The sequence below is a fragment of the Pseudonocardia sp. genome, assembly GCF_050250275.1.
Classification (GTDB): domain Bacteria; phylum Actinomycetota; class Actinomycetes; order Mycobacteriales; family Pseudonocardiaceae; genus Pseudonocardia.
Map to the genome: position 1 here is coordinate 1 of NZ_JBFWOY010000045.1, position 16,969 is coordinate 16,969.

Below are 16,969 nucleotides of genomic sequence, written 5' to 3' on the forward strand. Positions count from 1 at the left end.
CGGGCAGCCGCCGGTCGACGAGCGCACCCCGATCCGAAACTGGGACAAGACGAACGTGAACGAGTCCGGTGTCCCGCCGGAGGACGGCAAGGGCTACGGCGGCGCGCTTCCGGCCGGGTTCCTGAAGCTGTGGGGGCTGCCCGCGTCGTGACCTCGGTCCGGCCGCTCGCCGCGGGCTGGGGGCACGCCCACCCGCGGCGCGCGGCCGCGGCCCGGCGCGGCCGGGCCGCGGTCAGTCGACCGACGTCGCCGCGGCGATCTCGATCTCCCGCGCCGCCGCCATCACCGGCTCGGCGTAGCGCCACCCCGGGTCGGTACCCAGCCGCTCGACCGGGCCGGACAGGCACACCGCTGCGACGACCTGCCGACCGCGGTGGACCGGGGCGCTGACCGACGCGATCCCCGCCGCCCGCTCCCCGACGCTCTGCACCCACCCGGCCCGCAGCGCGTCCGCCTCGCCGCGCAGCAACCGCCCCGCCGACCCCTTGTGGACGGTCAGCAGCGCACCGACGGGCACCGTCGTGCGCAGCTCCGCCGACGACTCGATCGAGACCACCACGAGCCGGTGCGGGCCCCGGCGGACGAACAGTTGCGTGCTCTCGCCGGTGTCGGCCGAGAGCCGACCCAGGACCGGCGTCGCGATCTGGGACAGGCTCGCGGTGGCGAACCGGCTACCGGTGACGAGCAGCCCGCGCTCGTCGCGGCGCACGAAGCCGTGCGTCTCCAGGGCCGCGACGAGCCGGTGCGTCGTGGTCCGCGGGAACTCGACGGACTCGGCGAGCTCCGGGAACCCGAGCGGCTGGCGGCGTTCGATCTGGTTGAGCAGGTGCATGGTCTTGTCGAGCACCCCGACGCCGCTGACCAGGTAATCCACGCCGCGAGTGTAGTGGCGGGCACCGGTTCGGCCGGGCCGGTCGACCGGCGTCGCACGCCCGTCGATAGCGGGCTCGTCGCCCGGCGGACCGGTCAGTCCGGGACGGGGCCGTGCAGGCAGAACGGCGCGCCGAACGGGTCGGTCACGATGCCCATACGTCCGAACGGCGAGTTCGCCGGTGCCATCACCACCGCACCACCACCGGCCTGGACCGCGGCCACCGCGGCGTCGACGTCGGCCACCCCGAAGTAGGCGATCCAGTGGCTCGGGGTGCCCTCGGGCGCGCCCATGAGCCCACCCATGCCGCCCTTGACCTCACCGCCGAGGGAGAAGGTCGTGTAGTCGCCCGGCGCGCCCTCGACGGCGTCGTAGGTGTAGCCGAACACCGCCGCGTAGAACGCGCGGGCCGGCTCCGGGTCGGTCAGCCGGGCGTCCTCCCAGACCAGACCGCCGGGTTCGTTGACGACCTGGGCGCCGTCCATCCCCAGGGTCTGCCACACCCCGAACACCGCGCCCACGGTGTCGGCGACGATGACCATCCGCCCGCTGCCGGGGATGTCCATCGGGCCGGCGATGACGGTGCCGCCGTTGTCGGTCGCCAGCTTCGCGGTGGCGTCGGCGTCGTCCGAGGCGATGTAGAGCGTCCAGAACGACGGCTGGCCCTCCTGCATGACCGGCCCGATGCCCGCCGCGGCACGTCCGCCCACCTGCGCGATCCGGTAGTTGCCGAAGTCGGGCCCGGTGTCGACGAACGTCCAGCCGAGCACCGACCCGTAGAACCGCGTGGCCGCCGCGACGTCGGGAACGGTCAGGTCGACCCAGCACGGCGTCCCCGCCTGCCACGGGCCCTCGTGAGTGGTCATCGCACACCTCCGTGAGTGCGTCGCACTGCTTCGGACCGGGCGAGCCTGGCACCACCCACCGACAGTCCGCGCGGGTCGATCGGTGAACGGTTGGTGGCCGGCCCTGGCGGGGCCGGCACGACGGTTCGGCGCACGCCGGCGGGCCGCTCGGCGGGTCGGGGGTCGCGGGGGCGGCGGCATCGGCGACGATCGGGGCCGCACACCGCGAGGAGAGGCAGGCCCGAGGATGCGGTTCACCGTCGACCCGTGGGACCCGTCCTACGGCACGGGTCTCGACGCCGACGCGGGCGACGAGGCGGCCACGTCCGACGCCAGCATCGACGTCACCGTCGAGACGGCGGCCGACCGCTGGGAACCGGTGGTCCCCGATCCGCGGGTGCGCCCGCCCGCGGCCACGCTGTTCGTCGACGGGGTGCGCCGGGTCGACGCGCAGGCCTGGGTGGACGACGGATCGGCCGACGTCGGCCCGGGGTCGAGCACGGCCGCGCTCTGCGCGTCCTACGCCGCGGGCGTCGTGTGCTGCGCGGGCGACCGTGCCGAACCGGTCGCGGTGACGGTCGCGCGGTCGCTGCTGACGTCGGCGGAGGGGGCGACCGACGTCGTCACCCCCGCGGGCCGGTACGTGGCCGAGGTGGTCCCGGCCGGCGGCGGGCTCGCGCCCGCCCAGAACCTGAGCCTCGCCCTGCAGGGCCGCCTCGCCGCGATCGAGGTCGACGCGGCCGGCCGCGCCCGCGCCGAGGCCGGAACCGGCGACGACGACCTGCTGGTGGTCGACGGCCCGTTGCGGGGACGCCAGCACCTGCCGCGCGCGCTCGGCTACGTCAAGACGCACCGCACCCGCTACCTGCAGCGGCTGCAGCCCGAGCTCGACGCCCTGATCGCCACGCTCGCGCCGGGGGAGCGCACACCCGTGTTCCTGCTCGGCACGTCGTGGCAGCGCTACACCTGGTACCTGCGGCTGCCCACCGGCCCGGGGTCGCCGTGGGCGGGTGTGGTGCGGCTGGAGTGCAGTGCGGCCCAGCCGGCAGCCGAGGCGGTGGCGATGGCGGCGCTGTCGCAGGTGACGTTGCCGCGCTACGCCTCCGACGGCTACAAGGACTCCCGGGCCCCGCAGAACCTCTATCCGATCGGCGGCCTGGAACGGTTGCTGCGCAGACGGTTGGGCGACGCGGGCGTGATCTACCGGGCGCTGCGCCGGGCGGCGTGGGACACGGCCGACACCCCGGTGCCGATGCCCGTGACCTGAGCCCGACCCCTGCCGCAGCGGTGGGAACCGGTCGGCGCGGGTCCGGTCGGCGTGGGTCCGGTCAGGGCGGGTCCGGTCAGGGCGGTGCGAACTCGGCCCGCACCCCGGCCAGGCGCACCGGCCGCGCCCGGTAGCGCTCCTCGAACAGGTCCAGCACCGCGAGCGCACCCACGACGAGCTCCTCGGCCGTCGAGACCGGCCTCGCCTGCGTGGCACTGCGACTGCGGGTGAGGAACGGTGCGAACCGCAGCGTGACCCCGATCCGCACGGCCGGTCTGCCCTCGGCGGCGACGTCGTCGGCCACCCGGCGGGCCAGCGTCGCGACCTGCTCGCCGACGGCGGCCCAGTCGTCGAGATCGGTCGGGAACGTCGTCTCCCGGCTGCGCGAACGGGCGACGTGCGGGGCGTCGGACACCTCCTCGCGGCCGATGCCGCGGGCCAGCTGCACGTAGTAGGGCCCCATCGCCGGACCCAGGCGGTCCGCCAGCTCCGCGGGCCGGGCCTCGGCCAGCTCGGCGACGGTCCGGTACCCGAGCTCGGTGAGGCGGCGCGCCGTCCGGGTCCCGATGCCCCACAGCGCCGTCGTGGACCGGTCGCCCATCGTCGCGAACCAGTTGAACCGGGTCAGCCGGAAGGTGCCCGCGGGCTTGCCGAACCCCGTCGCGATCTTGGCGCGCACCGTGTTGTCCCCGATCCCGACCGTGCACGAGAGGCCGGTGCGCTCGGCGACCGCACGCTGGACGTCGTGTGCGAGCGCCTCCGGGTCGTCGGTGACCGCGCCGAGGAACGCCTCGTCCCAGCCCATCACCTCGACGACCACCGGGAACGACCGCAGCACCGTCATCACCTCGTCGGAGGCGGCGTCGTAGGCGGGGTTGTCGGCGGGGAGGAACACCGCGTCCGGGCACCGCTTCGCCGCCGTGCGCAAGGGCATCCCCGACCGGACGCCGAACTCGCGGGCCTCGTAGGACGCCGTCGCCACGACCGCACGCCCGGTCGGGTCACCCCGCCCGCCGACGACGACGGGCAGCCCTGCCAGCTCCGGCCGCCGCCGCACCTCGACCGCCGCGATGAACTGGTCGAGGTCGACGTGCAGCACCCAACGCCCCGCCATGCGCCCAGTGTGGACGCCGCGGGCAACGCTCACACGACCCGCAGGTCGGTGGCGGCCATCGGGGCAGCGGTCGCCGCCAGCACCGTCGAGACCCAGCGCAGCATGCGCACATCGGTGCAGGAGGCGAGCAGCTCGGCCTGTTCGGCGACGCCCGGGTCCGACGCCGACGTCGTCAGGTGGCGGCGGCGCAGCGACGCCCGATCGGCGGGCACCCGCGGCTCGCCGGGCAGCGGGCCGGCGGGCAGGCCGACGTCGAGGTCCCCGGCGATGAGCCGCAGCGCCGCCCAGCCGACGATCCGCATGCCCGGCGCCAGCTCGCCGGACCCGTCGCCCGTCGCCTCGGCGGGGCCGCGGTCGGGTGGGCCGTGGTCGCGGCCGGGCTCAGGCCGGTGCCGGTGGGTCCGCAGGATGCCGCCGTCGAGGACCACCCAGGCGTCGACGGGCGGCGACCCGACCTCACGCGCGACGACCAGGGGCGGGCGGTGGCGGGCGATCCAGTCGAGGACGGTGTGCCGGTGCCCGGGCAGCACGGCGAAGACGCCGGGTCCCTCCCCGGTCGTCACGAACGCGTCGGACCACTGCATCGCGGGCCTCCCGTGCCGCCGCGCCCGGGGTCCTCCCGCCGCGACAGCGAGGGGAAGGGTAGGGGCAGAAGGTCGCGGCCGCCGCCCCGGCGATCCGACCGTGCGGTGCCGCGTGACCCACCGTCGACGAGGCGCTCACCTGCGGTGATCCGGACGGCCGCATCGGTCGTTCACGAAGCGGTGAGTCGCACGGGGCGACGCGCTCGAATCTGACGCACCGTCACGAATCGATCCGGTGTCACACGAACGGGCGAAGCGATGGATGCACGGCTAACGACACGCCGTCCGATCAGCGATGCTCAGACAACGGCGAACGGAGGACGGCATGGACCGGCACACGAGCGGTGACGCGACACGTCCCGAGGGCACGCACGGCAACGGTGAGGTCGTGATCGGCGCCCCGCGCACCGCCCCCGACGACACCGCGGCCGACACGATCGCCACCGTGCTTCCCATGATCCCGGCGCCCCGCAAGCCGGTGCGCGACCCGGCCCGCGCCGCCGTCGTCATGCGTCACGCACGGCTGCGCTCCGACGGCGGCCCGCAGTTCTGCCAGCCCAGCCGCGCGGAGCTGAGCGGCACCGCCCCGCGGCGTCAGGGTGGCCGGACCGACGGCAAGGTCATCTACCCCGACCGTGCGGCGGCGGAGCAGGCCGGCCGCGAGTTCGAGTCGCTCGGCTCGCAGCCGATGCGCTCCTACCGCTGCAACCGGTCCACCCACGGGCACTACCACCTGACCCGCGACACCACGGCCCTGGCCCGCCGCGTCGACGTCGCCGCCCGGATCCCGCACCAGCGCAGCGCCTGACCCACCCCACCGTCGACCGAGAGGTTGCGCGCCGACCCCGGCGCGCAACCTCTTCGTCGTTCCCGGGCCGATCCGCAGCGCTGAGGTTGCGCGCGGTGTGGCGGGCGCAACCTGACGGTCCTCGGCGGGGCGGTCTGCAGCAGTGAGGTTGCGCGCGGGGTCGTGGTCGCAACCTGACGGTCGTGCCGGGGCGGATTCGCAGCAGTGGGGTTGCGCGCGGACGGGCTACGAGCGGACGACGGCGGCGCGGGGCTCGGGGACGGGGTGCGAGCCCTCGGGGACGCGGCGGCCCCGGCGCACGGCCCGCTCCTCCAATCGTCGCGTCACCTCGTGGCCGCCCTCCCCGGTCCTGGCGAGCGCCGCGACGACGAGCTCGCGGTGGCCGGGGTCGTCGGTGCGGCGCAGGAAGCGGGTCAGCTCGTGGGCCGCGGTGCGCGGGTCGCGGGCGGCGACCCAGGCGGCGAGCTCGGCCTCGGCGATCTCGGGGCGGCATCCCGACATCCGCACGCAGACGTACTCGACGTCCTCGTCGGCGAACTCGCCGACCAGCGGGGCGTGCACGCCCTGTTCCAGCAGCAGCTGGTTGCAGACCCAGATGCCGATGGGGGTCAGCGAGACCACGGTGGGGTCGGGGTCGTCGCGGCCGGCGAGGGCGGTGAGGTGGTCGTGGTCGGTGCTCTCCTCGAGCTCGACGGCGCCGAGGAGCTCCAGGGCGTCGAGGAGGGCGGTGACGTCGCGTCGCCAGAGGCGCTGTTCGACGTCCCCGGCGAGGTCGTCGACGACGCAGCCGAACTGGCCGTTCACGGTCTCGCGGACGAGGCGGTAGAAGTGCTCGACGGGGACCGGGCCCCCTCCTGCCTGGTACAGGTCGTACCAGAGCACGGGGAAGGCCTCGCCGAGCGACATGCTGAACAGGGACGGCGCGCCGAAGACGTCGGTGCCGCCGAAGTGGTCGCCGAGGCGGCCGAGGGCGTCGAAGGCGCGGCGGAAGAACTCGATGGGGCGGTGCAGCAGCGGCCCGGAGCCCTTGACGGGCACGAGCCGCCGGTTGACGACGCGCACGAGCCGGGCCTGCCGCGCCCACGACACCAGCAGCGACACGTCGGGGAGGTCGTCGCTGGTGCGGGCGGTGTCGCGGTAGAAGTGGTCGAGGCCGAGGGCCTCGGCGAGGGCGAGGGCGTCGGACAGGTGCAGCCGCCCCTCGCGGGTGAGCCGGCGACCCGCCCGGATCCAGTAGGTGAAGGCGCGCAGCCGTTCCAGCGCGGAGGAGGCCGACGCGCTCTCGACGAGTGCGGCCGCCGACGGCAGCAGCACCGGTCCGGGGGTGAGGGGGACGTCGTCGGGTTGCTCGCGCCGGCGGGTCTCCTCGCGGGTGACGGCGGCGAGGGCGTCGCGGTCGATGTCGAGCTCGCCGCGGGTGGCCTGTTCGAGGAAGCGTTGCACGGCCAGGACGTCGGCCTTGTCGACGTCGTGGCGCATCATCTGGACGTTCCAGAACTTGCCGAGGTCGTAGTTGCGCTCGTCGGCCATCGCGTCGTAGAGGGCGGGTGTGGAGTCGGTGACCTGGTCGTGCAGGTCGCCGACGGGTGCGGAGCCGCAGTCGAGGCGGTCCTGTTCGGCGAGGAGCGCGAACAGCTCGTGCAGGGCGTGCGGGATCTCGGCCCACTCGTTGTCGGCGACGGCGACGGTGCGGGGGAACCACACCGCGAGGGCGTCGGCGACGTGGCGGCGGGTCCAGCGGCCGAGCCGCCCGTCGACACCGATCTTGTAGTCGAGTGCGGCGCCGACGAGCGCGGGGTCGACCTCGCGGCCGAGCCGCCGGGACCGGGCGAGGACCGCGGTCAGCAGCCGGTCGCGGACGAGCCCGTACTCCTCGTGTTCGTGTGCCGCGAAGACCAGACGCATCGACCCAACTTTTCCAGCCCCGGAATCTCCGCCGACAGCCGGGGGAGGGTGACGGTCACGGTGCTGGTGGTGACGTCGGGCGATCGCCGCGGGGGGCCCGGACACGGGCCGGCCGGGTTGCCGACCAGGCCCCGGCGAAGACGAGCGCGGCGCCGAGCAGGGTCCGTGGGCCGAGGGGTTCGTGGAGCAGGAGCGCGCCGCACGCGACGGCGACGACGGGTGCGGCGTAGGTGATGAGCGCGGCGTGGTCGGGCCCGGAGGTGGCGACGAGGGTGAAGAACGCGACGAACCCGGCGGCGGTGGCGCCGATGCCGAGCGCGGCGACGGCGGCGAGCCCGGCGGGGGTCGGCGCGGGTGGGGGTTCGGCGCCGAGGGCGACGGCGCCGGCGGTGGCGGCGGTGAGCAGGGGCGCGGCGATCGCGAGCATGCCGGCGGCGACGGTGAGGGCGGGGACGTCGCCGAACCAGTGGCTGATGAGGACTGCGCCGACGGCGTAGCAGGCCGCGGCGGCGACGAGTGCCACGACACCGACCCCGGCGCCCGTGACGCCGGAGAGCACGGCGACGCCGCCGAGGCCGACGAGCAGCCCGATCACCGCTGCCATGCCGGGCCGCGCCCGGGTTCCCAGTACGAGCCCGGTGACCAGCACGAACAGTGGTTCGGTTGCGATGACGACGGCGGCGGTGCCGGTGGGGACGGTCTGTTCGCCGACGGGGATGAGGACGAACGGCACGACGACCTCGACGACGGCGAGCACCGCGAGCCGGCCGCCGCGGCCGCGCAGGAGCGCCCGGCGGGCCCGGCGCAGGCCGATCGGGGTGAGGACGAGCGCGGCGAGCACGACGCGGGCGGCGGCGAGCGAGACCGGTCCGAACCCGGATCGCAGCGCGACGCCGATGAACAGGTAGGGCACGCCCCACAGCACCGAGACGGCGGCGAACAGCGCCCACGCCCGTGCTCCGGCCACGGGAGCACCGTACGACCACGCCATGGATGCAAGCTTGCATCTATGCCGTACGGTCGTCGCGTGCCCACGCGAGAACCCGCGGCCGACCGCGCCTACGCCGCCACCAAGGAGCTGGTCCTGTCCGGCGGCCTGCCCGGCGGGCACCTGCTCAGCGAGGGCGACATCGCCGAACGGCTCGGCATGAGCCGCACCCCCGTGCGCGAGGCGTTCCTGCGCCTGCAGTCCGAGGAGCTGCTGGAGCTCATCCCCAAGCGCGGCGCCGTCGTCGTGCCGGTGCCCGTCGGGGAGGCCGACGACGTGCTCGACGCCCGCGAGGCCGTCGAGACGGCTGCGGTCCGGCGGCTGCTGCGCCGCCCCGCCGACGTGCCCGCCGCCGTCGCGCGGCTGCGCGCCGCCCTCGACGTGCAGCGCCGCCACGCCGCCCGGGGGGACCTCCCCGCGGTCGCGGCCGCCGACGAGGCGTTCCACCGCACCATCGTCGACGCCGGCGGCAACCGGATCACGGTCCGCTTCTACGCCACGCTCGGCGACCGGCAGCGCCGCATGAGCATCCACGCGCTCGCCCCGAACCCGGAGCAGATCGCCGTCGTCGTCGACGAGCACGCCACCCTCGTCGACGCGATCGAGGCCCTCGACGCCGAGCGGTTCGCCGCGCTGCTGCCCGCCCACCTCGACGGCACCCACCGGCCGGCGCGATGAGGTCGAGGGCCTGGCTCGCCGTCGCGGCGGCGATGTTCTGCTGCGGCTGGGGCGGCAACCAGTTCACCCCGTTGCTGATCATGTACCGGGACGCGGCCGGGTACTCGGTGCTGACGGTCGACGCGTTCCTCGGCGCGTACGTCGTCGGCGTGGTGCCGACGCTGCTGCTCGCCGGGCGGCTGTGCGCCCGCTGGGGCCGCCGCCCGCTGATGATCGCGGGCACCGCCGCGTCGTTGCTGGCCAGCGTCCTGCTCGCACTCGGCGAGTCCGGCCCGGTCCCGATCTTCGCCGGACGCTTCGCCACCGGGACCGCGGTCGCCGTCGCGATGGCGGTCGGGTCGACGTGGGTGAAGGAGCTGTCGGAACCCCCGTTCGACGACGCGCCCGCCGGCGCCGGGGCCCGGCGCGCGGCGCTGTCGTTGACGCTCGGGTTCGGCCTGGGCGCCGGCGTCGCCGGGGTCCTGGCGCAGTGGGGGCCGCTGCCGATGGAGCTGCCCTACGTCGTCCACGGGGTGCTGACGATCGTCGCGCTCGCGCTCCTGCCGCGGGCTCCCGAGACCGTCCCGGGCGGCACGGGCACCCACGTCCCGCCGCTGCGCGCGGCGCGGCACCCCCGGTTCCTGCGGGTCGTCCTCCCGATGGCGCCGTGGATCTTCGGCTCGGCCGGGGTGGCGTACGCGATCATGCCGCAGCTCGTCGGTGACCGGCTCGGCTCGTGGGGGCTGGCCTACTCGACGCTGCTGACGGTGGCGACCCTGCTCACCGGTGCTGCCGTGCAGCCGATCGCCAAGAAGCTCGACCGGCGCACCGACGCGCGCGCGGTCGTCGTGTCGATGGTCGTGATGTCGGGCGGGCTCGCGGCGAGCGTCGTCGCCGCTGTGGAGCGGTCGCCGTGGGTGGCTCTCGGTGCCGCGGTCGTGCTCGGGGCCGCGTACGGGGTGGCGGTCGTCGCCGGGCTGCTGGAGATCCAGCGGCTCGCCCGGCCCGAGGACCTCGCGGGGCTCACCGGCGTCTACTACGCCCTGGCCTACATCGGTTTCCTGCTGCCGACGGTGCTCGCCGTCGCCGCGCACGTCGTCGGGTATCCGTGGCTGCTGGGGGCGCTCGTCGTCATCGCGGTGGCGGGGACCGTGACGGTCGCGGCGTCGGGTCGCTCACACCTGCCGGTCGCGGGGGCGCCGTCCCCGGCCAGGATGGGCTGAGGGCCCGGGTACGAGGGCGGCACGGTACGAGGAGGTACGGGGTGCGTTCGGTTCAGGTGGTCCGGCTCGACGGTCCGGCGGCGGTCGAGGTGCGTGACGTCGCCGAACCCGCGGCGGGCGACGGGCAGGTGCTGATCGACGTCCGCGCGGCGGGGGTGAACTTCCCCGACGTCCTGCTGACCCGCGGGCTCTACCAGTACAAGCCCGACCCGCCCTTCGGCCTCGGCTCCGAGCTGGCCGGCGTCGTCCGGGAGGCGCCTGCCGGGTCCGGCCTCGCCGCGGGCGACCGGGTGGCCGGGTTCTCGACCTACGGCGCGTTCTCCGAGGTCGCCGCGGTCCCGGCCGACCGCGTCGTCCCGCTCCCCGACGAGGTCTCGTTCGCCGCGGGCGCCTGCCTGCCGATGAACTACCTCACCGCGCACTTCACCCTGGCCGTCCGCGGCCGGCTCCGCGAGGGCGACGACGTGCTCGTCCACGGTGCGGCGGGTGGCGTCGGCACCGCGGTCACCCAGCTCGCGAGGGCGATGGGCGCCAGGGTGATCGGCGTCGTGTCGAGCGAGGCGAAGGCCGAGGTGGCGAAGGCCGCGGGTGCGCACGACACGGTCCTCGTCGACGGGTTCAAGGACGCGGCCCGCGAGCTGACCGGTGGGCGCGGGGTGGACGTCGTCGTCGACCCCGTCGGTGGTGACCGGTTCACCGACTCGCTGCGCTCGCTCGCCCCGTTCGGGCGGGTGCTGGTCGTCGGGTTCACGGCCGGCGAGATCCCGACGGTCAAGGTCAACCGGCTGCTGCTGGGCAACACCGAGGTAGTCGGCGTCGCCTGGGGCGGGTATGCGCTCGCGCACGAGGGCTACATCCACGGGCAGTGGGCGGACCTGCTGCCGCACCTGCGTTCCGGAGCGCTCGACCCGGTGATCTCGCAGACGTTCCCGCTGGACAGGGCCGCAGAGGCGCTCGCCCTGATCGACGAGCGCCGCGTCACCGGCAAGGTCGTCCTGCAGCCCTGACCCGGACAGCCGCGCGCAACCTCACTGCTGTCCGCAGCGGTCGGCGCGACCGTGGGGTTGCGCGCCCGGTACGGCGCGCAACCCCACTGCTGCTCGGGAGGCCCGGGGCAGCCGTGAGGGTGCCCGCGGTCCGTCGGCGGCCCGCCCCGGGGTCGTGAGGGCGGTCATGCCCAGGCGGTCGTGCCGCCCGGGACCGGGGCCGCGGGGTCGTAGGGCGTGCGGGTGAAGACGAACGTCGCAAGGTTCAGGGCGACCGGGTCCAGGCGCAGCGTCTCGCCGGCGAAGTAGCCGTCCATCCCGATCCAGGTTCCGTCGGGGCCCGGCCGGAAGCGGCTGGACCGGCCCGGCCGCCCGAGCCCGCCGAGGTGCAGCAGCCCGCCGGGGACGGCGCGCAGCGCGTACGGCGACGGGCCCCAGTACCAGGGGCCGAGCAGCTCGACCGGGACCGGCGACGGCGCGGGCCGCCACGCCTCGACGACGTGCGGCTCGGCGGCCTTCACGTCGGCGAGCAGGGCGGCGGGCAGGCCGCCGTCGAGACCCGAGGTGGTGTTGGCCAGGGCGAGGGCTCCGGTCCGCTCCTCCCGGTCGACCCACAGGCCGGCGAGGAAGCCGGGCATCGACCCGCCGTGCCCCACCAGCGTCGCGCCGCTCTCGACGCGGCGCACCTGCACCCCGAGCCCGTAGGACGACCAGCCGGGGCCGTCGCCCGCGTCGATGCCCGACGGCACCGTCATCTCCTCGAGCGTCGCCGGGGCGAGGACGTCGCCGGTGTCGCCGATGAGGAACGCGCCGAGCCGGGCGAGGTCGGTCGCGGACGCCCACAGCTGGCCTGCGGGGGCCATGACGACGGCGTCGAACTCGGGCTCGGGCGCCCGCACGTCGGCCCACGGGTGCACCGCGAAGCCCTGCGCCGCCGGGGCGACGGGGCGCGGCGTTGTGCGGGTCATCCCGAGCGGCAGCAGCACCTCGTCGCGGGCGACCTCGGCCCAGGAGCGGCCGCGGGCGCGGGCGACGAGCTCACCGAGCAGCCCGAACCCCAAGTTGGAGTAGTGGAAACGCCGCGCGGGGGCGAGGACGGCGTCGGCGGGGGAGAGGCCGAGCCCCTCCAGTGTCGTGCCGGGGGTGCGCTCCCACCAGCCGCCGGGGCTCTCCGACGTGGCGCCGCCCATGTGGGACAGCAGCTGTCCGAGGGTGCGGTCGCCGAGCGGGGTGCCGGGAAGGTGCGTCTCGAGCGGGTCGGCGAGGTCGAGGCGGCCCTCGTCGCGCAGCCGCATCACGGTGATCGCGGCGACGGTCTTGGTGATGGACCCGAGCCGGTGCGCGACGTCGCGGTGGGGCTCGGCGACGTCGCCGCGGGCGGCCGACCAGGCGAGCCCGCCGTCGCGGACGACGCCGGCGACGAGCCCGGGGACGCGGCCGTCGCGCTGGGCGCGGGCGGTGCGGGCGTAGAGGGTGCGGGCGGTGCCGGGGAGCAGCTCTGTCACGCCCGCGACGGTAGGGGACCTCCGATGGACCACGCGCCGCGGTCCCGGCGCCCGGGCGGCCCCTGGCCGTGTTGTCGCCGTCCCGGATACGACCCCGGTATCCGGGACGGGCCCGCCCTGCCGGGAACCGCCCGCATCACCGAACCCATCGACGGTGGTCCACCGGACGTCCCCTATCCGGGGCCGGCCGCGATCCGTCGCAGGAGGGGTTCGACCCGGTAGTCGACCAGGCGGCGCATGACCAGTCCGGTGGTCGTGCGTTCGACGCCGTCGACGGCGAGCAGCTCCCCGGCGACCCGGTAGAGGTCGTCGGCGTCGCGGGCGACGACCTGGACCTGCAGGTCGGACTGTCCGGAGATGCCGAGGACCTCCAGCACCTCGGGGACCTGCCCGAGGGCGGCGCCGACCTCGTCGAGGCGGCTCTGGGTGACCTGCACGGTCACGTAGGCGACGAGGGGGTAGCCCAGTGCCGCGGTGTCGATGCGGCGTTCGAACCCGCCGAGGACGCGGTGCTGGTCGAGGCGGGCCAGCCGGGCCTGGACGGTGTTGCGTGACATGCCCATCCGCTCGGCGAGGGCGAGGACGGTGGCGCGGGGGCTCTCCGACAGGGCGAGCAGCAGCCGCGCGTCGACGGCGTCGATGCGGTGCCCGGTGGGATCGATCCGGGGGTCGACGGGTCCTGGACTGGGCACGTTGCACCTTCGCGGGTGGTAGCGGACGATGCCGACCGTGCACCCTGCACGGTCGACAGGCCGGAGCTGGTGCAGTGATGGTGCCTGGTGGTCGGATGGGCGGGCAACTTGCGTCCCAGAAGCCCGGAGTGTGATCGGAATGAGCACCGCAATGTCGTCCGGCCCTGATGCGGCGATCGCCGACGATCGGCTCGCCGTGCTCGGTGAGGTCGAGAAGCGGGTGCTCTGGCTCTCCACCGCGATCATCGACCACGCGAACCGCGTGCGCCCCAACCCGACCGGTCTGAAGGTCGGCGGGCACCAGGCGTCGTCGGCGTCGATGGTGACGATCATGACCGCGCTGTGGTTCGAGCACCTGCGCGCGCAGGACCGGGTCTCGGTCAAGCCGCACGCCTCGCCGGTGCTGCACGCGGTGAACTACCTGCTCGGGGAGCTCGACGAGCGCTACCTGACGACGCTGCGCGAGTTCGGCGGCCTGCAGTCCTACCCGAGCCGTTCGAAGGACCCCGACCCGGTCGACTACTCGACGGGGTCGGTCGGCATCGGCGCGACCGCCCCGATCTGGGGTGCGCTGGCGCGGCGCTACGTCGACTCCCGGGGCGGCGGCGCGGGCATGGGCCGGCAGTACTCGCTGGTCGGCGACGCGGAGCTCGACGAGGGGGCCTGCTGGGAGGCGATCCTCGACCCGATGGTCGGTGAGCTCGGCGAGGTCGTGTGGATCGTCGACCTGAACCGGCAGTCGCTCGACCGGGTGGTGCCCAACATCGGCGCCTTCCGCATCCAGGGGATGTTCGAGGCGGCGGGCTGGCAGGTGCTGACGGTCAAGTACGGCCGGCTGCTGCACGAGCTGTTCGAACGCCCGGGTGGCGACGCGCTGCGCCGGCGCATCGACGACATGCCCAACCCGGAGTACCAGCGGCTGCTGCGCTGTACCCCGGCCCAGCTGCGCGAACGCCTCCCCGACTCGCCGGCGCTGCAGGCCCTCGTCGACACCCTCGACGACGCCACCCTGCACGCCGCGATCCGCAACCTCGGCGGGCACGACCTGCAGGCCGTCGGCGACGCCTTCCGCGCGATCGACGACACCCGCCCGACCGTGATCCTCGCCTACACGGTGAAGGGCCACGGCCTGTCGACGGCGGGCCACCCGCAGAACCACTCGTCGCTGCTGACGGCCGAGCAGCTGGCCGAGCTGGCCGCATCGGTCGGGACGTCGGTCGACGACCCGTGGGCCCGCTTCGCCGACGACTCCGCCGCGGCCGAGCTGTGCCGCGAGACCGCCACCCGGCTGCACCGCTCCGCCGTTCCGGCGCTCCCGAAGGTCGACGTCCCCACCGACATCGGCCGTACCCCGAGCGGGAAGGCCACCACGCAGGCCGCCCTGGGCCGGACCCTGCTGGACCTGACCCGCTCGGCCCCGGAGGCGGCGGCGCGCGTCGTCACGCTGTGCCCGGACGTGTCGTCCTCGACCAACCTGGGTGGCTGGGTCAACAAGGTCGGGGTGTGGTCGCCGGACGAGCGTCGCGACTGGTTCGACGACGACCCCGAGACGATCCTGCACTGGCGCGAGCGGCCCACCGGCCAGCACCTGGAGCTGGGCATCGCCGAGGGCAACCTCGTCGGGCTGCTGGGCGAGCTGGGCGCGACCTGGAGCCGGTGGGGTCAGCCGCTGCTGCCGATCGGTGTGCTCTACGACCCGTTCGTCGAGCGGGCGCTGGAGCCGTGGTCGTTCGGCATCTACGCGGGCGGGCAGTCGATCCTCGTCGGCACCCCGTCGGGGGTGTCGCTGGCGCCCGAGGGCGGGGCGCACCAGTCGATCACCACGCCGTCGGTCGGGATGGAGCAGCCCGGCTGCACCACCTACGAGCCGGCGTTCGCCATCGACGTCGAGTGGACGCTGCTGGCCTCGCTCGCGCGGCTGGGCCGCCCCGACGGGACCTCGGCCTACCTGCGGCTCTCGACCCGGCCGGTCGACCAGACCCTCGCGGCGGTCCCCACGGATCCGGCGGCCCGGGAGCGTCGCCGCAAGCAGGTCGTCGCCGGGGCGTACCCGTTGCGGCGCAGTGCGGGCACCCCCGACGTCACGATCGCCGCGATGGGCGCCGTCGTGCCCGAGGCCCTGACCGCCGCCGACCGGCTCGCCGCGCAGGGAATCGCCGCCGACGTCGTGTGCGTGACGAGCCCCGGGCTGCTGTTCGATGCCGTCCAGGCCCGGGCCGGCCACGGCGATGCCGACACCTGGGTGCTCGACGCCGCGTTCCCGGCCCACCGCGCGGCGCCGCTCGTCACGATCCTCGACGGGCACCCGCACACGCTGGCGTTCCTCGCCGGGATCAACCAGGTCCGCGCGACGCATCTCGGCGTCTCCCGGTTCGGCCAGTCCGGCGACCTGACCTCGGTCTACCGCCACCACGGCATCGACGCCGACGCCGTCGTCACCGCGGCGCTGGACGTCACCGACTGAGCTCCGGCACCGCGCCACCCACCGAGCGGTCGGTGGCGCGGTGATCAGTCGCGGGCGGTGGGGCCGTCGTCGCCGGGCAGCTCGTCCTCCGGGTCACGCATCGCGAGGAAGCGCTCCACCTCGGCCGCCAGCTCCTCGGCGCTGGGCAGCTCGCCGCCCAGCCCGCCCGAGCCGCTCTCGCCGGCCGCCTCCGCGACGGTGTCGTACTGCCGTTCCAGGGCGGACACGACCTGCGCGACCTCCTCGGAGTTCTCGACCTGCTCGGCGATCTCCACCTCGGTGCGCTCCGCCGCCTTGGTCAACGACTCCGTGGGCAGGAACAGGCCTGCCGAGACGCCGGTGTGGTCGAGCAGCGTCCGTGCGGCCTGCGGGTACTCCGCGCGCGCCAGGTAGTGCGGCACGTGGACGGCGAAGCCCATCGCGTCGTGGCCGGCCTCGCCGAGCCGGTACTCCAGCAGCGCCGTCGCCGACCCTGGGACCTGCGCGCTGCCGAACCACGCCGTGTGGCCCTCGACGAGGTCCGCCCGCGTGGCGTGGGCGGTGACCCCGATCGGGCGGGTGTGCGGCACGGCCATCGGGATGCCGCTGAGCGTGATCACCAGCCGCACGCCGAACCGTCGCACGATCTGCTCCACCGCCGCGACGAACCGCTCCCACTGGGTGTCGGGCTCCGGGCCGAACAGCAGCAGGTAGGGGGTGTCGCCGGTGTCGGTGACCGCGACGATGTCGAGGACCGGCGGGGAGTAGGACGCCCAGTGGTCGGTCTCGAACTGCAGCGGGGGACGCCTGCTGCGGTAGTCGACGAGCTGGTCGACGTCGAAGTGGACCACCGGCGTCGTCTCCCGGCCCTCGACGAGCGCCTCCGCGGCGAGCCGCGCCGCGTTGCCCGCGTCGACGAACCCGTCGAGCACGACCACCAGCACCGGGTCGCTCAGCTGCGGGGCGTCGTCGGCCACCGTGTAGAGCTCCTGCGGGTCGAGCACCGTGTGTCCTCCGGCCGTCGTCTCGCGCGTCCCGTGCGGGACACCCGTCGCCGGGCGACGTGCCCGGCCTTCCCGCA

At 75.1% G+C, this 16,969-nt stretch carries 15 protein-coding genes; 6 read left to right on the top strand and 9 right to left on the bottom strand.

From position 1 onward, the window contains the following. Positions 1-232: 232 nt before the first annotated feature. On the bottom strand, positions 233-874 hold the full coding sequence (locus tag AB7F12_RS28890; RefSeq protein WP_428516482.1) for an IclR family transcriptional regulator: 642 nt from the start codon (positions 872-874) through the stop codon (positions 233-235). Between the two features lie 92 nt (positions 875-966). Next, positions 967-1,737 carry a VOC family protein gene (locus tag AB7F12_RS28895; RefSeq protein ID WP_428499222.1) on the bottom strand — a complete coding sequence of 257 codons (771 nt, stop codon included), beginning with the start codon at positions 1,735-1,737 and terminating at the stop codon, positions 967-969. 226 nt (positions 1,738-1,963) lie between these two features. Between AB7F12_RS28895 and AB7F12_RS28900 the strand changes: the two genes are divergently transcribed. Then, a complete protein-coding gene (locus tag AB7F12_RS28900) occupies positions 1,964-2,983 on the top strand; it encodes a DNA double-strand break repair nuclease NurA (RefSeq protein WP_428499223.1) in 1,020 nt (339 codons plus the stop codon). A 76-nt stretch (positions 2,984-3,059) separates the two neighbouring features. On the opposite strand, the gene AB7F12_RS28905 is transcribed toward AB7F12_RS28900, so the two are convergent. After that, entirely contained in the window at positions 3,060-4,097 is a 1,038-nt protein-coding gene (locus AB7F12_RS28905; protein ID WP_428499224.1) for a DNA polymerase IV, read from the bottom strand. Positions 4,098-4,126: 29 nt separating this feature from the next. Beyond that, positions 4,127-4,681: a hypothetical protein gene (locus AB7F12_RS28910; RefSeq protein WP_428499225.1), complete on the bottom strand. Its 555-nt coding sequence runs from the start codon at positions 4,679-4,681 to the stop codon at positions 4,127-4,129. Positions 4,682-5,006: 325 nt separating this feature from the next. On the opposite strand from AB7F12_RS28910, the gene AB7F12_RS28915 reads away from it, so the two are divergent. Further along, positions 5,007-5,489, top strand: a complete 483-nt coding sequence (locus tag AB7F12_RS28915; protein ID WP_428499226.1) for a hypothetical protein — start codon at positions 5,007-5,009, stop codon at positions 5,487-5,489. A gap of 225 nt (positions 5,490-5,714) precedes the next feature. Here AB7F12_RS28915 and AB7F12_RS28920 read toward each other — a convergent pair whose 3' ends face one another. Together AB7F12_RS28920 and AB7F12_RS28925 are read right to left on the bottom strand one after the other, a co-directional pair. Then, a complete protein-coding gene (locus AB7F12_RS28920; RefSeq protein ID WP_428499227.1) occupies positions 5,715-7,394 on the bottom strand; it encodes a hypothetical protein in 1,680 nt (559 codons plus the stop codon). Between the two features lie 55 nt (positions 7,395-7,449). Further along, on the bottom strand, positions 7,450-8,361 hold the full coding sequence (locus tag AB7F12_RS28925; RefSeq protein WP_428499228.1) for an EamA family transporter: 912 nt from the start codon (positions 8,359-8,361) through the stop codon (positions 7,450-7,452). A 60-nt stretch (positions 8,362-8,421) separates the two neighbouring features. Between AB7F12_RS28925 and AB7F12_RS28930 the strand changes: the two genes are divergently transcribed. Genes AB7F12_RS28930 through AB7F12_RS28940 form a run of 3 tightly spaced genes read left to right on the top strand, consistent with a single transcriptional unit; the run spans position 8,422 to position 11,269 of the window. After that, the gene (locus tag AB7F12_RS28930; protein ID WP_428499229.1) at positions 8,422-9,060 is read left to right on the top strand and encodes a GntR family transcriptional regulator; all 639 of its coding nucleotides are present in this window, start codon (positions 8,422-8,424) and stop codon (positions 9,058-9,060) included. After that, on the top strand, positions 9,057-10,262 hold the full coding sequence (locus AB7F12_RS28935) for an MFS transporter (protein ID WP_428499230.1): 1,206 nt from the start codon (positions 9,057-9,059) through the stop codon (positions 10,260-10,262). The genes AB7F12_RS28930 and AB7F12_RS28935 overlap by 4 nt, the downstream gene beginning before the upstream one ends. Before the next feature lie 41 nt (positions 10,263-10,303). Beyond that, positions 10,304-11,269, top strand: a complete 966-nt coding sequence (locus AB7F12_RS28940; RefSeq protein ID WP_428499231.1) for an NADPH:quinone oxidoreductase family protein — start codon at positions 10,304-10,306, stop codon at positions 11,267-11,269. A 164-nt stretch (positions 11,270-11,433) separates the two neighbouring features. Here AB7F12_RS28940 and AB7F12_RS28945 read toward each other — a convergent pair whose 3' ends face one another. Together AB7F12_RS28945 and AB7F12_RS28950 are read right to left on the bottom strand one after the other, a co-directional pair. Continuing rightward, positions 11,434-12,753 (bottom strand): serine hydrolase domain-containing protein, encoded by a 1,320-nt coding sequence (locus tag AB7F12_RS28945; RefSeq protein WP_428499232.1) that lies wholly within the window; start codon positions 12,751-12,753, stop codon positions 11,434-11,436. A 173-nt stretch (positions 12,754-12,926) separates the two neighbouring features. Next, positions 12,927-13,445, bottom strand: coding sequence for an Lrp/AsnC family transcriptional regulator (locus AB7F12_RS28950; protein ID WP_428499233.1), 519 nt, complete (start codon positions 13,443-13,445; stop codon positions 12,927-12,929). A 139-nt stretch (positions 13,446-13,584) separates the two neighbouring features. On the opposite strand from AB7F12_RS28950, the gene AB7F12_RS28955 reads away from it, so the two are divergent. Beyond that, positions 13,585-15,909, top strand: a complete 2,325-nt coding sequence (locus AB7F12_RS28955; protein ID WP_428499234.1) for a transketolase-like TK C-terminal-containing protein — start codon at positions 13,585-13,587, stop codon at positions 15,907-15,909. 44 nt (positions 15,910-15,953) lie between these two features. Here the strand turns inward: AB7F12_RS28955 and AB7F12_RS28960 are convergent, their stop codons facing one another. Next, complete coding sequence (locus AB7F12_RS28960) at positions 15,954-16,892, bottom strand: proteasome assembly chaperone family protein (RefSeq protein WP_428499235.1); 939 nt, start codon at positions 16,890-16,892, stop codon at positions 15,954-15,956. Positions 16,893-16,969: the final 77 nt, after the last annotated feature.